Genomic DNA, 19,461 nt, shown 5'->3' on the forward strand with positions numbered 1-19,461 from the left:
AACGGCCTAATACCGTTCGATTACATCGAACACTGCCTAACGCAGTTATCTTACCCTGACTGCGATCTCCACAGCCTATTACCTTGGCAGGTTAATCTAGGCAAGACGTAGATCACCGGACGCTTACAGTGATTTGGCTTCTTTAGGCTTATCTTCTAACGAGTAAATGAACCTATTTATTTCAGAAGTACTTATCACTAAAATATTATTATGGTCATCTAATTTACTTGCTAAGCTGTATTGTGGAGGTCTGTAAGGCCTCTTCAGCCTCAACCTTATTTCTTGAAGACTAAGTTTCTCATTTTCGTCTTGAGCATCAGGAGCCAAAGAAGAGTTGTACTCATCACTTTCAGACAAACGCTCTCGCCTAACCTGTAATTGATAGGTTTCGCCATCTTTTTGAAGATAATGCCCAACGAAACGAGGAATTATTCCAGCATGATCAGAAGTTGTTTGATAATACCTATCTGCTATATCCGCCTGTTCCGCACCAACCATTGCTAAATCCCACACCCCTGATATGGAATACGTCTCAGCTACGACCTCTTCAGCCCACAAGTCTCCTGATATCTGGGTATATCCTTTTATCGGAACGCGAAAGCACTTATCTTTAGGAAAATCGGGGATATTTTTAGGTATAAGCTGCTTATATTTCACATCTTTTGCTCTAATAAGCCGTACTTTTTTAGCTTTTGCTCCATTTACAAATTTCACTGAAAGCCTGATGTGACCATCGGCTGCAAGTTGATATAACTCCGATAGTGAGATTGACTCCCCAATCAAATTAGAAATATGAGTAATCGCTTCATCAAGTGTTAACCATTTTTTCAATTTATATAACTTACTCATGCTTAGCCTAGCCCTATAACGTTTTACTAGATAAAACGTCTAGATAATCCGCCCATTCCTGCATTAATTTGGTTCTTTCAGCCAGATAAAGCGAACGGTTATAAGCTCTTGAGGTTGCAGTCCCAGTTAGATGAGCAAGCTGCACTTCAATCACCTCATGATTCCAGCCTTTTTCATGCAAGATAGTTGATGCGGTACTTCTAAAACCGTGAGCTGACATGACATCAGCGGGATAGCCCAACTCACGAAGACGATTGGTTAAAATATTTTTGCTCATTGGTTTACTGCTATCCCTTTGATTTGGGAAGACCAGCTTTGAATATCCGGTTACCGCTTTTATCTCTTGAAGATGTTGAACCACCTGTTTAGACATCGGGACTAAATGCTCTCGCCCTCGCTTCATCTCTTCTGCTGGAATCCTTATCAAACACTCATCGAAATCGATGTATTCCCACTTTAGGTTTCTTATCTCGGTTGGTCTTAAAAATAGCCGAGGGATCAGCTTTAAAGCTTCGATAGTGCAGAAATTACCCGACTCTGAGGTGTCTATATCGCTGATCAATTTAGCGAGCTCGTTAGGCTTAACAATTGCAGCCCTATGCTTAACAGGTGGTAAAGGTTTTAATATATCTCTCAGAGGCAAGCCTTGAGCTGGGTTATTACGTGTGAGCCGATGCGCCAATGCATAGCCGAATACTCGGTTTATAACAGCCAAAATGTTAGGGGCTTTCTTAGACGTTCCACCAGCTTCGATGGCAAGCATTAATTCAGTTATATGACCTGCATCGATCTCCTCAATATGAAGCCCACAGATAGATTTAGAGTCCACCAGCAACCATCGCTTAACTCTAGATGCATGGTCTTCAGACCAAGAATCTCTTTGCTGCTCCCACCATTTAATAGCAATTGTTGAAAACAACTTATCTTTAGAGGCTGTTTTGACACGCTTTCTATCTCTGCGCTCATCCATGGGGTTAATACCATGAATTAATGAAGCTCTTGCTTCTTCCGCCAATCTTCGAGCTTCAGCTAGTGATATAGAGGGGTATTTCCCTAAAGCCATCTCTTGGTACTTACCTGCATGCCTAAATCTCAGTCGCCAAAGTTTGACGCCACTTTTTTTAACTAATAAAAACAGGTTATTACCGTCAGATTTTTTCACCTGAGATTTATCATCTGGACAAATCATTTTTTTAACTTCTAACGTAGTTAAGGGCATCCACAACTCCTAAAGAGGGGTACAAGATGAGGGGTACTGAGGTTTACATACCTGTTTTTAGGACGGCATAAAATTAAGATACCCCTCATTAACACCTCAACATTCTAAGAACCAATGAAATATTATGGGTACTTATAGGAAGCCAAGTCAATAAAAAAGCCCGTAAACTATAAGCTTACGGGCTGTCCTAGGAAGTATTAGTATTTGGGCAATACGATTACATCATGCCGCCCATTCCGCCCATGCCACCCATACCGCCCATATCTTGGCTAGCATTTTGTGGAATTTCAGCAACCATAGCTTCTGTAGTGATCATCATACCTGCGATTGACGCAGCGAATTGCAATGCACAACGGGTCACTTTAGTTGGGTCAAGGATACCCATTTCTAACATGTCACCGTAAGTGTCGTTGCCGGCGTTGTAACCATAGTTACCGCTGCCGTTCTTCACTGTGTTAGCAACAACTGACGCTTCTTCACCCGCGTTAGTGGCGATTTGACGCAGTGGTGCTTCCATTGCACGCAGTGCGATAACCACACCGTGTTTTTGGTCTTCGTTTAATACTTCAACGTCAGCGATCTTAGAAGCTACGCGAACCAGAGCAACACCGCCGCCAGGAACCACGCCTTCTTCTACCGCAGCGCGAGTTGCATGCAGAGCATCTTCAACGCGGGCTTTTTTCTCTTTCATTTCAACTTCAGTCGCTGCGCCAACTTTGATTACTGCTACGCCGCCAGCTAGTTTAGCCATACGCTCTTGCAGTTTTTCTTTATCGTAGTCAGAAGTTGACTCTTCAACTTGTTGTTTGATTTGGCTTACACGAGCAGCAATTTGTGTTTGCTCGCCGTTACCATCGATGATGGTGGTGTTGTCTTTAGTGATCACAACACGCTTAGCTGTACCTAAATCTTCCAGGGTTGCTTTTTCAAGCTCTAGGCCGATTTCTTCAGCAATAACAGTACCGCCAGTTAGGATTGCTACGTCTTGCAGCATTGCCTTACGACGATCGCCAAAGCCAGGTGCTTTAACCGCAGCCACTTTCACGATACCGCGCATGTTGTTAACAACTAGCGTTGCTAATGCTTCGCCTTCAACGTCTTCAGCAACGATAAGCAATGGCTTACCGGTTTTTGCCAGACCTTCAAGGATAGGTAACAGTTCGCGAATGTTAGAGATTTTCTTGTCTACTAACAGTACGAATGGGTGATCTAATTCAACGCTGCCGGTTTCTGGCTTGTTGATGAAGTATGGAGATAGGTAGCCACGGTCAAACTGCATACCTTCTACTACGTCCAATTCGTTTTCTAACGCTTGGCCTTCTTCAACTGTGATCACGCCTTCTTTACCGACTTTTTCCATCGCAGTTGCGATGATTTCGCCGATAGATTCGTCAGAGTTTGCAGAAATAGTCGCAACTTGCGCAATCGCTTTTGAGTCGGCACAAGGTTGTGATAAGGCTTTTAATTCAGCAACAGCAGCAATAACGGCTTTGTCGATACCGCGCTTCAGATCCATAGGGTTCATACCGGCTGCAACGGCTTTTAAGCCTTCAACTACAATGGCTTGAGCCAGTACAGTTGCAGTAGTAGTACCATCACCGGCGGCGTCGTTGGCTTTAGAAGCAACTTCTTTCACCATTTGCGCGCCCATGTTTTCGAATTTGTCTTCTAACTCGATTTCTTTGGCAACAGACACACCGTCTTTAGTGATCAGTGGTGAGCCGAAGCTCTTGTCTAATACCACGTTACGGCCTTTAGGACCTAAGGTCACTTTCACTGCGTTTGCGAGAATGTTTACGCCAGCCAGCATTCTTACGCGAGCGTCATTACCAAATACAACTTCTTTAGCTGCCATCTTGATTATCCTTTAAATTTTTAATGATTAATTGGAATGTCGAATTGATGCTGAGGATTAACCCACTACTGCCATCAGGTCAGCTTCCGACAGGATCAAGACTTCTTGACCGTCGATTTTTTCTTTCTTAACGCCGTAACCTTCGTTGAAGATCACCACGTCACCCACTTTGACATCCAGTGGCTTAACTGTGCCATTTTCTAAAATACGGCCATTGCCCACAGCAAGGATTTCACCGCGAGTTGATTTTTCAGCGGCGCTACCGGTCAGTACTATGCCACCCGCTGATGTTGATTCAACTTCTAGACGCTTAACGATTACGCGGTCATGTAATGGACGAATATTCATCTATGAACTCTCCTAATGATTTGATGCCCTACAATCGAGCCTATTTGTGATTAAAAAAACAGACACCTCGGTCTGCTCTTTTGCTGTCTGAGATATGGGGCTGGCTGTGTCGAGATCCAAGGGCATTTACAAAAAAAACTTCAATTTTTTGATGTCGGTTTTTTCAAGTCGGCACAATCCTGCTAGAATCTCGCCTCCGCTCGCTAACAAGGCACTATTTTTCCATGAAAGACAGACACGGGCTGCTCACCGCGCCAATTGGTCGTGTACTGCTCAACATGAGCCTCCCCAACTTAATTGGCATTATGACCATTCTAGGTTTCAGCCTCGCTGACACTTTTTTTATCAGCCAATTGGGCACCGAAGCCTTAGCCGCCATTAGTTTTACCTTTCCAGTGACCTTAGTGATCTCGAGTATCGCCATTGGTATTGGCGCTGGTGTCTCGACTAATTTAGGCCGACTTATCGGTTCGGGTAATGCCCACAAGGCCAAAGTCTTCTTGCATGATGCCTTATTACTCACCTTTGGTTTGATTGCCAGTTTAGCCGCACTGGGTAGCATTTTTATCGCGCCGCTGTTTCGCTTACTTGGGGCAAATGATGACAGCTTGCCGCTGATCCACGACTATATGATTTACTGGTATGTCAGCGCGCCACTGCTGGTATTGTTGATGGTGGGCAATCAAGGTTTGCGTTCCACCGGCGATACTCGCTCGCCAGCGATGATTATGGCGCTGGCGGCAGTCATTAACCTTATCCTCGATCCATTACTTATCTTCGGTATTGGGCCGTTTCCGCGCTTAGAAATCCAAGGCGCCGCGATAGCAACCCTGTTCGCTTGGTTGATTGCCTTATCTTTGTCGGGCTATTTGTTGATTGTTAGGCGCAAGATGCTCGAATGGGCGGCCTTTGACATCGACAGAATGCGCGCCAACTGGACTAAATTAGCCCATATCGCCCAGCCGGCAGCGCTGATGAATTTAATCAATCCATTAGCCAATGCCGTTATCATGGCGATGTTGGCACATATCGACCATAGCGCAGTGGCAGCCTTTGGGGCTGGGACTCGCTTAGAGTCAGTGCTGTTAATAGTCGTGATGGCACTGTCGTCGAGCCTAATGCCCTTTATCGCGCAAAACTTAGGGGCAGGACAGCCACAAAGAGCGAAAGAAGCCCTGCTGCTATCGATAAAATTTATTTTTGTTTTCCAAACCTTACTCTATATCCCGCTGATCTTTTTAGCTGAGCCTATCGCGCACTTATTCAGTACCGATCCGCAGGTTATCGAATGGCTTAGTTTTTATATCTTAGTGCTGCCCTGCGCCTACGGACCTTTAGGCATAGTGATTATTGTCGCAACCTCGCTCAATGCTTACCACAGACCTATGAGTTCACTGGTGATCAACCTGTGCCGCTTAGTGCTACTTATGCTGCCGTTGGCGGCCTTGGGATCGTACATAGGTGACGTGAAAGGCCTGCTGCTGGCGCTGCCTGTGACCAATATTTTGATGGGGATTGCCTGTTACTGGCTGGCGCAGCGGATCTGTGAACCGACAAAGGTCACAACCGCTAACGCCATGAGCTAAAGGGAAACGAGTTCGATTTTTTGCCTAGAAAGTGGCAAAACATCATCTGAAAACGCTTCTGAAGAGGCTTTGCAGGAGCGACGTGTACCTTGCTCGCTCATGTTAGTCGGCACGCCATTTGGCACTAACTCTTGCATTATGTAGTCGATAAAGCGTCGGCTGGCTAAACTCACATAACGTCTTGATGGATAAGCTAAGAAGCACTCGCCTTGGTGGGGCTGGATTTCAGGTAACAGCGTCACCAACTCTCCGCTTTGGACATATTCCTCTACCACTTCAACGGGCGCATACACGATACCGCGCCCTTGCAACGCAAACTCAACTGCCACTTCAACACTGTTGGAGCAGAAATTGCCTCTGACTCTCACCTCTTGCTCTGATCCTATCCATAACTCATTGAAAATTTTTCCGTTGGATAATCGGAACAAGGAAACATTATGCGATTCAATTTGTTGTGGTGTTTTAGGTGTGCCGTGCGCCGCTAAATATTGAGGACTGGCGTAAAAACGTAAGTCAGTGGTAAAAATCGGCCGCACCACTAAATCTAAGGTATCCAACGCGGGCTCGACCACAAAAGCCACATCGAGATTATGTTTCACCATATCGACGGATTCTGAGCTACTGATGACTTCTAAGGTGAGTTTTGGGTGCATATCCATAAAGCGGAAAATGGCTTGCATCAAGATTTTCATGCTATGGATGGGGAACATTTGAATGCGCAGATGCCCGCTGATCTCAGCATCATCATTGGTCATTTCAAATAGAGTTTCATCGAGCTGGGCCAGAATGTTTTGCGAGCGCTGGTAGAAATGGCTGCCCGCAGAGGTGAGCGTCATGGAGCGGCTCTGGCGGTGGAACAATTTAATATTCAGCTCATCTTCCAAGGCTTGCAAACGTCGACTCACAGTCGATTTGGGTAAGTTAAGTAAATCAGCCGCTTCAATCAAACTACCGGTTTCAGCAATTCGGTGGAATAACGCTAAGTCCTCTGTCTTCATTTTGGCCTTAAATTCAATCTCATTATGTGGGACTGATAATCCCAAAGTATCCCGTTTATTGCAACTACTTTAGCTGTTATCTTCGCGCTCAGAAATGCTGACAACTTGTTAACTAGGAAATCGCTACCATGAAATCATCTCGACTCTTGCCACTGGCTATGCTGCTTCCAGCCCTGCTCAGTGGTTGTTCGCCAGCGGAAAGTTCAGTGCAAGTGGACACTGTCCGTCCGGTTAAACTGTTTGAAGTGCTCAACGTAGAAGCTGGAGATTTTAGAACCTTTCCTGCCCGCGTTGCCGCCAATAGCCGCGCCGAATTGTCGTTCCGTATTTCAGGGCAACTCACCGAACTGACATTAGTCGAAGGCCAAAGAGTCGCTCAAGGTAGTCTGCTCGCCCAGCTTGACGATAGGGATGCCAAAAATAACTTAATGACCCGTGAGGCAGAGCACGAACTGTTAGCCGCCGACTTTAAACGTAAGACCGAGCTACTCAATCGTAAGCTGATTTCACAGTCTGAGTTTGATAGCACTCAAGCGCAGCTCAAATCGGCCAAGGCCGCCCTTGCGGCTGCGCGCGATCAGCTGAGTTACACCCGCTTAACCGCGCCCTTTAGCGGCACTATTGCAAAACGTTTAGTGGATAATCACCAAATCGTGCAGGCCAATCAAGGCGTACTAACACTGCAAAACAACAACTTGCTCGATGTGAGCATTCAAGTCCCCGAAGCCATGGCGGCGGGGCTGAAGCAATATACCGATCAAGCTCACTTTGCAGCTAAAGTGCGTTTTAGCGCCTTCCCCGAGCAGAGCTTCGACGCCAAGTTTAAAGAATACTCCACCCAAGTCACCCCAGGCACTCAAGCCTATGAAGTGGTGTTCTCATTACCTCAACCCCAAGATATTCAATTACTTCCTGGTATGAGCGCCGAATTAACCTTGGCTTTAGTCAAAGATCCCAGCGCACTCGCGTCAACGGTCGTGCCTGTGACCGCTATCGATAAACGCGATCAAGATGGCCAAGTGCAAGTGTGGGTTTATCAAACCCAATCGGGTGAAGTCAAACCGACGATGGTGACGCTAGGACGCGTGAGTAATCAAGGCGTTGAGATTTTAACTGGCGTCAACAAGGGCGATCTTATCGTCAGCGCTGGGGTGTCTCAATTATCCGCGGGCATGAAAGTCAAACCACTTCGCTGGCAGCGTGGAGTGTAATTGATGAACATTGCAGAGTATTCGATACGCCACAAAGTCATCAGTTGGATGTTTGTGTTGCTACTACTCGTGGGTGGCGGCGTGAGTTTTACCGGTTTGGGGCAATTAGAATTTCCCGAATTTACCATTAAAGAAGCCTTAGTGATCACGGCTTATCCCGGTGCATCACCAGAGCAAGTGGAAGAAGAAGTCACACTGCCGCTCGAAGATGCCCTACAACAACTCGATGCGATTAAGCATGTGACCTCGATTAACAGTGCGGGCCTGTCACAAATCCAAATCGAGATTAAAGAAAGCTACGACAAAACCAGCCTGCCACAGGTATGGGATGAAGTACGGCGCAAGGTCAACGACACAGCTGGAAGCTTGCCTCCGGGCACCACAGCGCCGCAAGTGATGGACGACTTTGGTGATGTGTATGGCATTTTATTTAATCTCTCTGGCCCTGATTACAGTAACCGCGAATTAAGCAATTACGCCGACTATCTGCGCCGTGAACTCGTGCTAGTACCCGGCGTTAAAAAAGTTTCAGTTGCGGGCAACGTCACCGAGCAAGTGGTGATTGAAATCTCCCAGCAAAAGCTGTCGGCACTGGGGTTAGATCAAAGCTATATCTATGGTTTAGTGAACAATCAAAACGTGGTCTCTAACGCGGGCAGCTTAGTGATTGGCGATAACCGTATCCGTATTCATCCCACGGGCGAATTTAGCAATGTGCAGGATCTCGCGCGTTTGATCGTTAGTCCACCGGGTAGCACTGAGCTCATTTACCTTGGCGACATTGCCAATATTGAGAAGGACTACGACGAAACCCCGAATGTGCTTTACCACAATAAGGGTGAAGCGGCGTTATCTCTGGGGATCTCTTTCTCTAGTGGCGTGAACGTGGTTGAAGTCGGACAGAAGGTCAGTAACCGTTTAGCCGAGCTTGAATCCCAACGCCCAATCGGCATGAATTTAGCGACGGTTTACAACCAGAGTCAGGCGGTCGATGAGACAGTCAACGGCTTCTTAATCAATCTATTAGAATCGATTGCAATCGTGATCGCCGTGCTCCTGCTGTTTATGGGGCTGCGCTCGGGTCTGTTGATGGGTCTGATCTTACTGCTGACAATTCTGGGTACCTTTATTGTGATGAAAGTGCTGGGGATTGAGCTACAACTTATCTCCCTCGGCGCACTCATTATCGCCCTCGGCATGTTGGTCGATAACGCGATTGTGGTCACAGAAGGTATTTTGATTGGTCTTCGCCGTGGTAAAACGCGCCTCGAAGCCGCCAAGCAAATTGTGGCTCAAACCCAGTGGCCGCTATTGGGCGCGACTGTAATTGCCATTATTGCCTTTGCGCCCATTGGCCTATCGCAAAATGCCGCCGGTGAGTTCTGCCGTTCTTTATTCCAAGTGTTGATGATTTCGCTGTTTATCAGTTGGATCACCGCCATCACCTTAACGCCGTTCTTCTGCCATCTGTTATTTAAGGATGCGCCGAGCGACGAAGAAGCCCAAGACCCTTACAAGGGCTGGTTCTTCAACTTATATCGCGCAAGTTTAACCCTAGCGCTGCGCTTTAGACTGGTGAGTATTCTGCTGGTTGTCGCCATGCTGTTCAGCGCGGTGGTGGGCTTTGGTCATATTAAAAATGTGTTCTTCCCTGCCTCTAACACGCCAATTTTCTTTGTGGATATCTGGATGCCAGAAGGGACAGATATTAAAGCAACCGAACGCTTTACCGCTGATATCGAAAAGTTAATGCTCTCGCTGAACGAGCAAAAAGACGTAGGGCTAAAACACTTAACAACCGTTATTGGTCAAGGTTCGCAGCGTTTCGTCCTGCCCTATCAACCAGAAAAAGGCTATCCCGCCTTTGCGCAGTTGATAGTCGAAATGCAGGATCTTGCCGCCGTTAAAGCCTATATGCCAGAGTTAGAAACCTTGTTAAATCAACGTTTCCCACAGGCGCAATATCGCTTGAAAAACATGGAGAACGGCCCTTCGCCCGCCGCCAAAATTGAGGCGCGCTTCTATGGCGATAATCCTGAAGTGCTACGCGCTTTAGGCGACCAAGCCGAAGCCATTTTCCACGCCGAACCGAGCATGGATGGCATACGCCACAACTGGCGCAACCAAGTGCCCTTGATCCGTCCACAGTTAGAAAACGCCCAAGCGCGGGAAACGGGGATCAGCAAACAAGATCTGGACAATGCCCTATTGGTTAACTTTAGCGGTAAGCAAATTGGTTTATACCGAGAAACCAGCCACTTGTTGCCGATCGTCGCCAGAGCGCCCGCCGAAGAACGTTTGCAAGCCGACAGCCTATGGAAGCTGCAAATTTGGAGTAGCGAACACAATACCTTTGTACCAGCCACTCAAGTGGTGAGTAACTTCAACACTGAGTGGGAAAATCCGCTGGTGATGCGCCGCGATCGCATGCGTATGCTCGCTGTGATGGCCGATCCTAAGCTTGGCAGTGATGAAACAGCCGACTCTGTGCTGCGTAAAGTGAAAGACAAGGTCGAAGCGATCAGCCTGCCCGCAGGTTATCACTTGGAATGGGGCGGTGAATTTGAAACCGCAGGCGAAGCACAAACCGCAGTATTCAGCTCAATTCCTATGGGTTATCTGGCGATGTTCTTGATCACTGTATTCTTGTTCAACTCAGTGCGTCAGCCCTTAGTGATCTGGTTTACTGTGCCCTTGGCCCTGATTGGGGTGTCTGCGGGACTCTTGTTATTCGACGCCCCTTTCAGCTTTATGGCGCTACTCGGCCTGCTGAGTTTGTCGGGTATGGTGATTAAAAACGGTATCGTCTTGGTCGATCAAATCAACCTCGAACTCAGTGAAGGCAAACCCGCTTATTTCGCCTTGGTCGACTCCTGTGTCAGCCGTGTGCGCCCCGTCATGATGGCAGCGATAACCACTATGCTCGGGATGATCCCACTGATCTCTGACGCCTTTTTCGGTTCAATGGCGATTACGATTATTTTCGGTCTCGGTTTTGCGTCACTGTTAACACTCATAGTACTGCCAGTGATGTACAGCCTAGTATTCAATATTAAAGCGACAGCGATAGGAGGTGAGTCACCTAACAAATAACACTCAACTTATAGCTCCGCAATTGTTCCAAAAACGCTTCCCGGCGCGGCCGGTCAGTCACTCTGTTAGTGGCTGACTGGTCATTATTGCCCTTTAAGAAAAACTGAAAACAATATCGTTTGAATAACTAAATTTGGCATATTAATGCAAGGCTTTAATTAATGATGGCAAATAACACAGCCAAGAAAAAATGTATTCCTTAAAACATGAACTATCAGTTCCATATTTACACGAGTAATATGAAGTAATAATCAATTACGCACATTTACACGAATAAATAACAAAGGTATATTTATAGCCGATTATTAATTTGCCATGCCATCTTAAATACCACCCTCATAGTTTACGACAAAATAATGTTACTATTTTGTTGGAATTAACATTTGAGAAGCATCATGAAATTACGTTTTGATAGTATTCTTCCAATAAGAAAACCGACAGTATTACTGGGAATTATCAGCGCTCTGCTCATACTATCTTTAATTCCGTTTATCGGCAGAGCATTCTGGCTTGCACTCGTACTCCTATGGTATGTGTTTTTGTAGCTTGAATTCAGTAATGTTAAGCTGCCAAGTAAAAACTTATTATCAATTTAAATATCAGCTATTTATAGGTAACAAATGTCTTTTCAATAAGCGTTGCCTTTAATTTTTATTAGTTTAAAAGAGCGCCAAGATGAGATATGCAAAGAAAATGTTATCTGTGACAATTAGAGCACAGCTAATTTACGCGGTACTTTTCTTACCGAATACTTTCGCAGAAAATATCAATTATAACCATTATGGTCCACTCAGTGTGTATGCTCAGTCACCCATGCAGGCGGCTAGCTTAACCCCTATGCTGCGCTCTGGCTTTGCACTGCCTGAGGGGAAAAAAGAGCTATACGGATCTGCGACGGCTGCAAGTGTATGGGCTGAAACTGATGAATATTATGCTGACTATTATCATAATTCTCTCAATGGTGGCATCAAGTGGCAATTGACAGAAAAATGGATGCTAGATAGTCATTACAACTGGAGTTTTAGTGGAGATAACCACCTTGACTCAGTCACTATCTGGTTTCATGATGCTTTTGGTATAGGTCAAAATGGTCGCGACAATACAATCAAAGACAAAAACCAAATATTTTCAAAGAATGGTATAAATCAACCTGATCTTTCTGGCGACACGCTAACGAATGCCCTAAATTTCTATTTAGAATATCAGCTAATTAATGAAAATAATTATGGGCTATCAATAGGTGGCAGCTTATATTACAACCATGTTAATTCAGGCCCATTTGTAGACAATCGGTTTGAACAAGCATTACAGCTGAATTATAGCTATACCACTGGAATGCATAACTTGTACTCCACAGCTGGCATCAGTTTTAGACAAAATAATGAAAGCCTCTCCGGAGCAGACTATAAAGATCATGCATTAATGTTATCTTTAGGTTATGAATTTTTGATGGGACGTCATGGTTGGCTTATTGAATTGCATCATTATGATGGCTTACTGAATGCAGATAATGACTTTTCAAAGGCTTCACACGAAGTATTTCTAGGCTATAGATATTATCTAGATAACAGTGCAATTGAGTTTGCTATAGTCGAAAATCTGCTCAATATGGACAATAGTACTGATATTGCTTTTTCTCTTGGGTATCGAATGATGATTTAAACAGATCTTATTCAATCTCGTGGAACGAAAAAATAGTACATTTATTGCTAAGTGATATTGCTAAGTGATATTGCTAAGTGAATGACTATTGCGATCAGATGAAATACACCAGCGGCGCAGCTCAAATTAATCATGATGGCCGCTGGCATTGAAGCAAGATTGGGGTAAAAAGTTCAAGCGATTAAAGGCGTGTATCAAACGCACTAAACCATAACAGACTAAGGCTTAGGATCTTTATTCTGATCTTTATCAGACAGCTGATGGCTAGCGGGCTTGATATCACTTGGATCGACTTTATGCTCGAAGTCACCCTCAAACACATTACCGTCTTTCTTCACGCTATCATCAAACGGCGCTTGGCCAAATGGGCCATGCGACTTAGGCCCAAACGGACTTTGTCCCGCTTGAAAGCCACCGTGCATACCACCCTGTAATCCCGCCACAACCCGTAACTGCATGCGCTTAAACAGCAAGGCGGCGATCGGGCGACGAGTGAATGGTGTCAGCAATAACAGGCCAATGGCGTCGGTTACAAAACCGGGGATCAGCAGTAAAATGCCCGCCATAGCTAGCATCATGCCCTCGACGATTTCTTGCCCCGGCGCTTCACCGCGAGCGAGTTTTTGTTGAACTTGCATTAAGGTGCTTAAACCTTGGCTGCGAACCAAAGAGACCCCGAGCACGGCGGTAAACAGCACTAAACCTATGGTAGTCCAAGTGCCAAGCACTTCACCCACACGGATCAGCACCGACAGCTCTATTACTGGGATCAGCACAAAGAGTAAAAATATAATGAAAAACATACCGACCTCAGGTTTATCTGACTATCTGTGTAAACTAAATGGGGACTATCCGGTCTTAATTCAAGTCAGGCTAAGCATTGCGACAGACTAAGGGGCTAATAACCTCTGATTAAGCAACGGATTTAACAACTGATATTTAGCTCACCCTTTTGTTAACGCGCTAATGTATGAGACCATTAAAACACGTAAAGTAGCCTAACTCAGTTGGCTTAAGCGAACTTTAAGATTCTTAAGAGACGATACCTAATACCATGCAGCATCAGTATTTAATGGTTAGCACTACCTGCCCCGATGAAGTACAAGCCAATACCTTGGCTCGGGCTTTAGTTGAGTCGCGTATTGCCGCTAGTGTTCATATCTCCGCCCCGATACGTTCAATTTATGCTTGGGAAGGGAAAATCTGCGAAGAACAAGAATTTAGCTTACAGATTAAATGTTTACAAAGTCGATATTCAGAGTTAGAACAACTTGTGCTTAGACTCCACCCTTATCAAGTACCCGAAATTATTGCCGTGCCTGTGACTCACGGGCTACCAGCCTACTTAGATTGGATAAAAGACAACACTCAGCCATGAAAAAACTACTCAGCCTTATTTTCACGTCTTTATTGCTCCTCACGCCCTTAGCGCACAGTGAAGGGGTTTTCGGTAACAAATTCGACTTCATGAAGAGTGAGCCGGAATTGATGCCTGTCGATCAAGCCTTTGCCTTCGATTTCAAGCAAGAAGGTAATCAGGTCAAACTCAATTGGGTGATTGCCGACGGTTACTATATGTACCGCGACAAGCTTAAATTCAGTGTTAATGGCGCCGAACTAGGCACAGTGGCGCTGCCCAAGGGTAAGCCCCATCAAGATGAGTATTTTGGCGAACAAGAAGTCTATTACACCTATGTGGATATTCCCGTTGCGCTGAAACAGGCCGATGACAATGCCACTCTGACAGTCACTTTTATGGGCTGCGCCGAAGGTAAGTTATGTTATCCACCAACCAAACGTGACGTGGTGCTAAAAGCAATTGCCGCCAACGATGGCTTAATCGCAGGCGCCGAAGCAGGCGAATCAACCGCCGCAGCAGAACCAGCTAGCACTGAGTCTGCCAGCATTGAACCGAGCACGGCCGATAAAGCCAATCCCCAACCTATTACCCAGCAAGATACCCTGAGCCAAATGCTGTCGAACGACAGCCTGATTTGGACCTTAGTGATCTTCTTTGGTCTGGGTGTCGGTCTGGCATTAACGCCCTGCGTATTCCCTATGTACCCGATTTTGTCCGGCATTATTGTCGGCCAAGGGCAAAAGCTTTCAACTGCCAAAGCCTTTACCTTGTCCATGGCTTACGTGCAAGGCATGGCAATCACTTATTCTATCTTAGGCTTAGTGGTCGCATCGGCGGGACTGAAATACCAAGCAGCATTGCAACATCCGGCCGTGTTAGTGGTTCTGGCGATCCTGTTCTTTGTGCTCAGCTTATCTATGTTTGGCCTGTACGATCTAAAACTGCCATCGAGCTGGCAGGAGAAGATGAACTCAGTATCGAACAATCAAAAAGGCGGCAACTTAGTTGGCGTATTCTTGATGGGCGTGATTTCAGGTCTGGTCGCATCACCTTGTACTACCGCGCCGCTGTCGGGCGCACTCGTTTATGTGGCGCAAACCGGCGACTTACTCCAAGGCTTCTTAGCCCTGTATGTGCTCAGTATGGGCATGGGTTTACCTCTGCTGATTATCGGCACCTCGGGCGGTAAATTATTACCCAGAGCCGGCGCTTGGATGGACATCATTAAGACCATCTTCGGCTTCCTGTTGATCGCTGTGTCTATCGTCATGCTCGGCCGTATTTGGACGGGCGTGGTATCCGATGTGCTTTGGTCATTGTGGGGCGTGAGCTTCGCTGGCTACTTGATGCATCAGAACAAACTCAGTGAATTTAACTGGAAACAAACTGTCCGTTCAGTGCTATTAACGCTGGCGCTACTGGCGAGTTTCTCCTATGGATTCCAAGCTGTGATGGGCCACTTAGGTTTTAATCACAACCCCGTAGGCACTGCGGCGACAACCGAAGAAGCCCATGGCTTTAAACGGATTAAATCCATTAAAGATCTTGAGCAAGAAATCGCCGCCGCTGCCGCCCAAGGCAAGCCTGTGATGCTAGATCTCTACGCCGATTGGTGTGTTGCCTGTAAAGAGTTCGAAGCCATCACCTTTAAGGATGCTGACGTGTTAGCCCGCATGAATAAAATCGTGCTACTGCAAGCAGATGTGACTAAGAGTGATAAGGTCGATGTGGCCTTACTCGAAAAATACAATGTGCTCGGTTTGCCTACCTTGTTGATGTTTAACGAACAAGGCGAGCAAAGGGAAGATTTACGTGTGACTGGTTTTATGGGCCCTAAAGATTTTGCCGCCCATTTAGATCATCTGGTGAAATAGTCACGGTTTAGACTTAGACCACTAAAGCAATTTCACTCGCGCAGGTTTTAACCGGCGAGTGTATTTGCCGCAACACCAATAAAAAGCGGACTTTTTTCATTAAAAGTCCGCTTTTTTGTTCCAGTGTCATAGATTTCTTATACAATCAGTCACTATTTTGGACTTTTTAGATTGGAGCATCATGGAACCCGGTATCCTCATTATCACACTCATCTGCGGCATGCTCGTCAGCCGTATAGGACTGCCACCGCTCATCGGCTACTTAGTGGCGGGCTTCGTATTATTCGTCCTAGGGATAGATAAAGAAAGCCTGCCATTGCTGCAAGAACTCGCCAGCCTAGGCGTGACTTTGCTGTTGTTTGCGATTGGTTTAAAACTCGACATTCGCAGCCTGTTCAAGGCCGAAGTGTGGGCGGGGTCGAGTGTGCACTTGGTACTCTCGATCGTGATTTTTGTGCCGATTCTGAAACTCTTCGGCTTACTGGGTTTAAGCCAACTCACCAGTCTTAACCTTGAGCAGCTGACGTTAATCGCCTTCGCGTTGAGCTTCTCCAGTACCGTATTTGCGGTCAAAGTGTTAGAAGATAAGGGCGACGTCCAATCCCTCTACGGCCGAGTCGCCATTGGTATCTTGATTATGCAGGATATCTTCGCCGTACTGTTTTTAACCATTTCTAAGGGCGATGTACCTTCGGTATGGGCCTTCGCATTACTCTTACTGCCACTGGCTAAGCCGCTCATTTATAAAGCCTTCGACCGTGTTGGCCACGGTGAACTGTTAGTCCTTTTTGGTCTAGTAATGGCACTCGTGGTTGGCGCTTGGTTATTTGAGTCTGTTGGCTTAAAACCCGATCTCGGCGCACTGATTATCGGTATCTTGTTGGCGGGCCACAAAAAGTCCTCTGAGCTGGCAAAATCCCTGTTCTATTTTAAAGAACTTTTCCTCGTCGCCTTCTTCTTAACCATTGGGCTCAACGGCTTACCTACGGTATCGGATATCGTGCTCGCGGCGCTGTTAGTGCTGTTAGTGCCACTTAAAATCCTGCTGTTTGTCTACATTCTTACCCGCTTTAAGCTGCGTTCACGGACCTCAATGTTGGGCTCGTTCAACCTAGGTAACTTCAGTGAATTCGGTCTGATTGTCGCCGCCGTTGCCACCTATAAAGGCTGGTTACCTCCAGAGTGGCTAGTGATCATCGCCGTGGCATTAAGCTTTAGTTTTTTACTCGCCGCGCCGCTTAACGCCACCGTAGGTAACATCTATCAACGATTCCAACAGCGTTTAATCAAGCTTGAAAAACGCCCATTGCATCCAGAAGACAGACCGATCGCCATTGGCAATCCACGCTTCTTAATTTTAGGTATGGGCCGCATTGGTAGCGGTGCCTACGATGAACTCAGGGAGCAATTTGACGGCGAAATTCTCGGCATTGAGCACAAGCAAGACATAGTCGACTTACATAAAGCCAAGGGCCGCAACGTAGTACAAGGTGATGCCTCGGATACCGACTTTTGGGAGAAGCTCGACAGAGCACCGAATCTTGAATTAGTGCTGCTGGCCATGCCGCACCACGCGGGAAATATGTTTGCGGTCGAGCAACTCAAAAAACTGGATTATCAAGGCAAGATCAGCGCGATTGTGCAGTACAGTGACGATGCCGCGGCGCTTCGAGAGTCCGGTGTACACAGTGTTTATAACCTGTACGAAGCCGCCGGTGCCGGTTTTGTGGATCATGTGATTTACGAGCTGTTGCAAGACTCAGAAAAAAACACCGCGCAAGCGGAAGAAACAGCGCAAGTGGCTGATCCTAAGATTAATGCAGAGTCCAACAGTTAAGTGCCTGCTAATGCTGCATTGAATTAAAATCACGCCATAATAGGCCGCACAAACGAGCAGTAACCTCTTCTGCAAGTTTGTGCGGCATCCAACTAACTACTGACTAATCTTTACAAATCAATCGACTAGATAACGCACTGAATACGCTATTTTGACTTCCTATCACAGTATCGATTTTCTCCTTACAACCTATCGCCATTTCAGCAAAAAATCTCAGTTACATCACCGACTCAGTCGTGATATAAATCGATGACGGTAACGAAATTAGCTCAGCTTTTTTGGAATTTTTTACAGCATGTCAAACCCTGCGCAGCGCGCCACAAAGTTATTTGTCCAAACCTTTGGCACTAAAGCCGACGATTTATATCAAGCCCCTGGGCGCGTCAATCTGATCGGTGAATACACGGATTACAACGACGGTTTTGTACTCCCCGCGGCCATTAATTTTCATACAGTGATTGCAGTAAAACGCCGTGACGACACTAAGTTTCGTGCCGTTGCCGATGCCTTCCCCGGACAAATTAAAGAGTGGACCTTTGGTCAAGAAAACGACATGGACCCGCAAGATGGCTGGGTGAATTACCTCAAAGGTTTTACTGCGGCTATGGCGCAAACGGGTTTATTAGCCAAGGGCTTAGACTTAGCCATTGTGGGCGATGTGCCACTTGCAGCAGGGTTATCCTCATCGGGCGCCTTAGTTGTCGCCTTCGGCACTGCCATCAGTGATACCAGCCAACTGCATTTATCGCCAATGGCGGTAGCGCAACTCGCACAGCGCGGCGAGCACAGGTATGTTGAATCGGCCTGTGGCATCATGGATCAAATGTGCAGCGCTATGGGTGAGCAAGACCACGCACTACTGATTGACTGCTTAGATCTGGACAGTGAAGCCATTCCTATCCCAGAAAACCTAAGCCTTATCATCATAGATGCCCATATTGAGAAACAACGTTTAGCTGCCACCAATCAACAACGTCGCAATGAATGCGCCCAAGCGGCTGAATACTTTGGCTTAGATGCACTGCGTCACCTCGATTTACGTCGATTAGAAAGCGCAAAAGCCGATTTAGATGAAGTGTTATATCGCAGAGCGAAACACGTAGTCACAGAAAACCAAAGAACCCTAAGTGCTGCACGCGCGTTAGAGCAAAATAACATTGAAAAATTCAGCCGCTTAATGGCGGAATCCCATGTTTCACTGCGGGATGATTTTGAAGTGACACTGCCCGAATTTGATACTTTAGTTGAGATTGTCAGCCAAGTGATTGGCGAGCGTGGCGGTATCCGCATGACCGACGGCTGCGTGGTGGCTTTAGTCGATCATGAACTGACCGACGCTGTCGTTGCCGCTGTTGAACATGAATTTTTCGACAAAACCGCCATCGATGCCACTGTCTATTTATGTTCCGCCAGCGCTGGCGCGGGCCGCATAGACAATTAGCCAGAACGCGCTTAAAACAAAGAAAACCAATACAGTGACAAGGCCGTCGATACCATACGAATTCATCGCTGAACTTTATAGTGTTGATGGCAAATAATAGGGTTAACATACTCATTTAACACAATAAG

General features: G+C 46.3%; 14 protein-coding genes. 8 read left to right on the top strand and 6 right to left on the bottom strand.

Annotated features, from left to right (window positions below; all coding sequences use genetic code 11):
• Positions 1 to 123: 123 nt before the first annotated feature.
• The 4 genes from K5Q99_RS10380 to K5Q99_RS10395 all read right to left on the bottom strand — a co-directional run bounded on the left by K5Q99_RS10380 (position 124) and on the right by K5Q99_RS10395 (position 4,271).
• Complete coding sequence (locus K5Q99_RS10380) at positions 124 to 849, bottom strand: hypothetical protein (protein WP_220776813.1); 726 nt, start codon at positions 847 to 849, stop codon at positions 124 to 126.
• Between the two features lie 13 nt (positions 850 to 862).
• Positions 863 to 2,068: a tyrosine-type recombinase/integrase gene (locus tag K5Q99_RS10385; protein WP_220776814.1), complete on the bottom strand. Its 1,206-nt coding sequence runs from the start codon at positions 2,066 to 2,068 to the stop codon at positions 863 to 865.
• Between the two features lie 217 nt (positions 2,069 to 2,285).
• Positions 2,286 to 3,923 carry a chaperonin GroEL gene (gene groL, locus K5Q99_RS10390; RefSeq protein WP_220776815.1) on the bottom strand — a complete coding sequence of 546 codons (1,638 nt, stop codon included), beginning with the start codon at positions 3,921 to 3,923 and terminating at the stop codon, positions 2,286 to 2,288.
• Between the two features lie 57 nt (positions 3,924 to 3,980).
• Positions 3,981 to 4,271 (bottom strand): co-chaperone GroES, encoded by a 291-nt coding sequence (locus K5Q99_RS10395; RefSeq protein ID WP_006086113.1) that lies wholly within the window; start codon positions 4,269 to 4,271, stop codon positions 3,981 to 3,983.
• 224 nt (positions 4,272 to 4,495) lie between these two features.
• Here K5Q99_RS10395 and K5Q99_RS10400 point away from each other — a divergent pair, with 224 nt between their 5' ends.
• Complete coding sequence (locus K5Q99_RS10400; RefSeq protein WP_220776816.1) at positions 4,496 to 5,857, top strand: MATE family efflux transporter; 1,362 nt, start codon at positions 4,496 to 4,498, stop codon at positions 5,855 to 5,857.
• Here K5Q99_RS10400 and K5Q99_RS10405 read toward each other — a convergent pair.
• Complete coding sequence (locus tag K5Q99_RS10405) at positions 5,854 to 6,855, bottom strand: LysR family transcriptional regulator (protein ID WP_220593003.1); 1,002 nt, start codon at positions 6,853 to 6,855, stop codon at positions 5,854 to 5,856. The genes K5Q99_RS10400 and K5Q99_RS10405 overlap by 4 nt on opposite strands.
• A 128-nt stretch (positions 6,856 to 6,983) precedes the next feature.
• Here K5Q99_RS10405 and K5Q99_RS10410 point away from each other — a divergent pair, with 128 nt between their 5' ends.
• The 3 genes from K5Q99_RS10410 (at position 6,984) to K5Q99_RS10420 (ending at position 12,821) form a co-directional block, all read left to right on the top strand.
• Positions 6,984 to 8,066: an efflux RND transporter periplasmic adaptor subunit gene (locus tag K5Q99_RS10410; protein ID WP_220776817.1), complete on the top strand. Its 1,083-nt coding sequence runs from the start codon at positions 6,984 to 6,986 to the stop codon at positions 8,064 to 8,066.
• A gap of 3 nt (positions 8,067 to 8,069) precedes the next feature.
• Positions 8,070 to 11,159: an efflux RND transporter permease subunit gene (locus K5Q99_RS10415; RefSeq protein WP_220776818.1), complete on the top strand. Its 3,090-nt coding sequence runs from the start codon at positions 8,070 to 8,072 to the stop codon at positions 11,157 to 11,159.
• Positions 11,160 to 11,834: 675 nt separating this feature from the next.
• Positions 11,835 to 12,821, top strand: a complete 987-nt coding sequence (locus K5Q99_RS10420) for a DUF3187 family protein (RefSeq protein ID WP_246604449.1) — start codon at positions 11,835 to 11,837, stop codon at positions 12,819 to 12,821.
• Between the two features lie 218 nt (positions 12,822 to 13,039).
• Here K5Q99_RS10420 and K5Q99_RS10425 read toward each other — a convergent pair whose 3' ends face one another.
• Positions 13,040 to 13,624, bottom strand: a complete 585-nt coding sequence (locus K5Q99_RS10425; RefSeq protein ID WP_106649372.1) for an FxsA family protein — start codon at positions 13,622 to 13,624, stop codon at positions 13,040 to 13,042.
• Positions 13,625 to 13,875: 251 nt separating this feature from the next.
• On the opposite strand from K5Q99_RS10425, the gene cutA reads away from it, so the two are divergent.
• From cutA to galK, 4 genes are all read left to right on the top strand, one after another.
• On the top strand, positions 13,876 to 14,199 hold the full coding sequence (gene cutA / locus K5Q99_RS10430; RefSeq protein WP_220776819.1) for a divalent-cation tolerance protein CutA: 324 nt from the start codon (positions 13,876 to 13,878) through the stop codon (positions 14,197 to 14,199).
• The gene (locus K5Q99_RS10435; protein ID WP_220776820.1) at positions 14,196 to 16,055 is read left to right on the top strand and encodes a protein-disulfide reductase DsbD; all 1,860 of its coding nucleotides are present in this window, start codon (positions 14,196 to 14,198) and stop codon (positions 16,053 to 16,055) included. The genes cutA and K5Q99_RS10435 overlap by 4 nt, the downstream gene beginning before the upstream one ends.
• Positions 16,056 to 16,236: 181 nt before the next feature.
• Positions 16,237 to 17,892: a cation:proton antiporter domain-containing protein gene (locus K5Q99_RS10440; protein WP_220591943.1), complete on the top strand. Its 1,656-nt coding sequence runs from the start codon at positions 16,237 to 16,239 to the stop codon at positions 17,890 to 17,892.
• 295 nt (positions 17,893 to 18,187) lie between these two features.
• Positions 18,188 to 19,333, top strand: coding sequence for a galactokinase (galK, locus tag K5Q99_RS10445; protein ID WP_106649368.1), 1,146 nt, complete (start codon positions 18,188 to 18,190; stop codon positions 19,331 to 19,333).
• Positions 19,334 to 19,461 lie beyond the last annotated feature (128 nt).

It is taken from the genome of Shewanella hafniensis (assembly GCF_019655335.1).
GTDB lineage: Bacteria > Pseudomonadota > Gammaproteobacteria > Enterobacterales > Shewanellaceae > Shewanella > Shewanella hafniensis.

What these genes read in the sequence shown, in the direction of transcription:
- K5Q99_RS10400 (WP_220776816.1), top strand. Translation starts at nt 4,496, where the DNA reads ATGAAAGACAGACACGGGCTGCTCACCGCGCCAATTGGTCGTGTACTG.
- K5Q99_RS10435 (WP_220776820.1), top strand. Translation starts at nt 14,196, where the DNA reads ATGAAAAAACTACTCAGCCTTATTTTCACGTCTTTATTGCTCCTCACG.
- K5Q99_RS10415 (WP_220776818.1), top strand. Translation starts at nt 8,070, where the DNA reads ATGAACATTGCAGAGTATTCGATACGCCACAAAGTCATCAGTTGGATG.
- K5Q99_RS10420 (WP_246604449.1), top strand. Translation starts at nt 11,835, where the DNA reads ATGAGATATGCAAAGAAAATGTTATCTGTGACAATTAGAGCACAGCTA.
- K5Q99_RS10395 (WP_006086113.1), bottom strand. Translation starts at nt 4,271, where the DNA reads ATGAATATTCGTCCATTACATGACCGCGTAATCGTTAAGCGTCTAGAA.
- K5Q99_RS10380 (WP_220776813.1), bottom strand. Translation starts at nt 849, where the DNA reads ATGAGTAAGTTATATAAATTGAAAAAATGGTTAACACTTGATGAAGCG.
- galK (WP_106649368.1), top strand. Translation starts at nt 18,188, where the DNA reads ATGTCAAACCCTGCGCAGCGCGCCACAAAGTTATTTGTCCAAACCTTT.
- K5Q99_RS10425 (WP_106649372.1), bottom strand. Translation starts at nt 13,624, where the DNA reads ATGTTTTTCATTATATTTTTACTCTTTGTGCTGATCCCAGTAATAGAG.
- groL (WP_220776815.1), bottom strand. Translation starts at nt 3,923, where the DNA reads ATGGCAGCTAAAGAAGTTGTATTTGGTAATGACGCTCGCGTAAGAATG.
- cutA (WP_220776819.1), top strand. Translation starts at nt 13,876, where the DNA reads ATGCAGCATCAGTATTTAATGGTTAGCACTACCTGCCCCGATGAAGTA.
- K5Q99_RS10405 (WP_220593003.1), bottom strand. Translation starts at nt 6,855, where the DNA reads ATGAAGACAGAGGACTTAGCGTTATTCCACCGAATTGCTGAAACCGGT.
- K5Q99_RS10440 (WP_220591943.1), top strand. Translation starts at nt 16,237, where the DNA reads ATGGAACCCGGTATCCTCATTATCACACTCATCTGCGGCATGCTCGTC.
- K5Q99_RS10410 (WP_220776817.1), top strand. Translation starts at nt 6,984, where the DNA reads ATGAAATCATCTCGACTCTTGCCACTGGCTATGCTGCTTCCAGCCCTG.
- K5Q99_RS10385 (WP_220776814.1), bottom strand. Translation starts at nt 2,068, where the DNA reads ATGCCCTTAACTACGTTAGAAGTTAAAAAAATGATTTGTCCAGATGAT.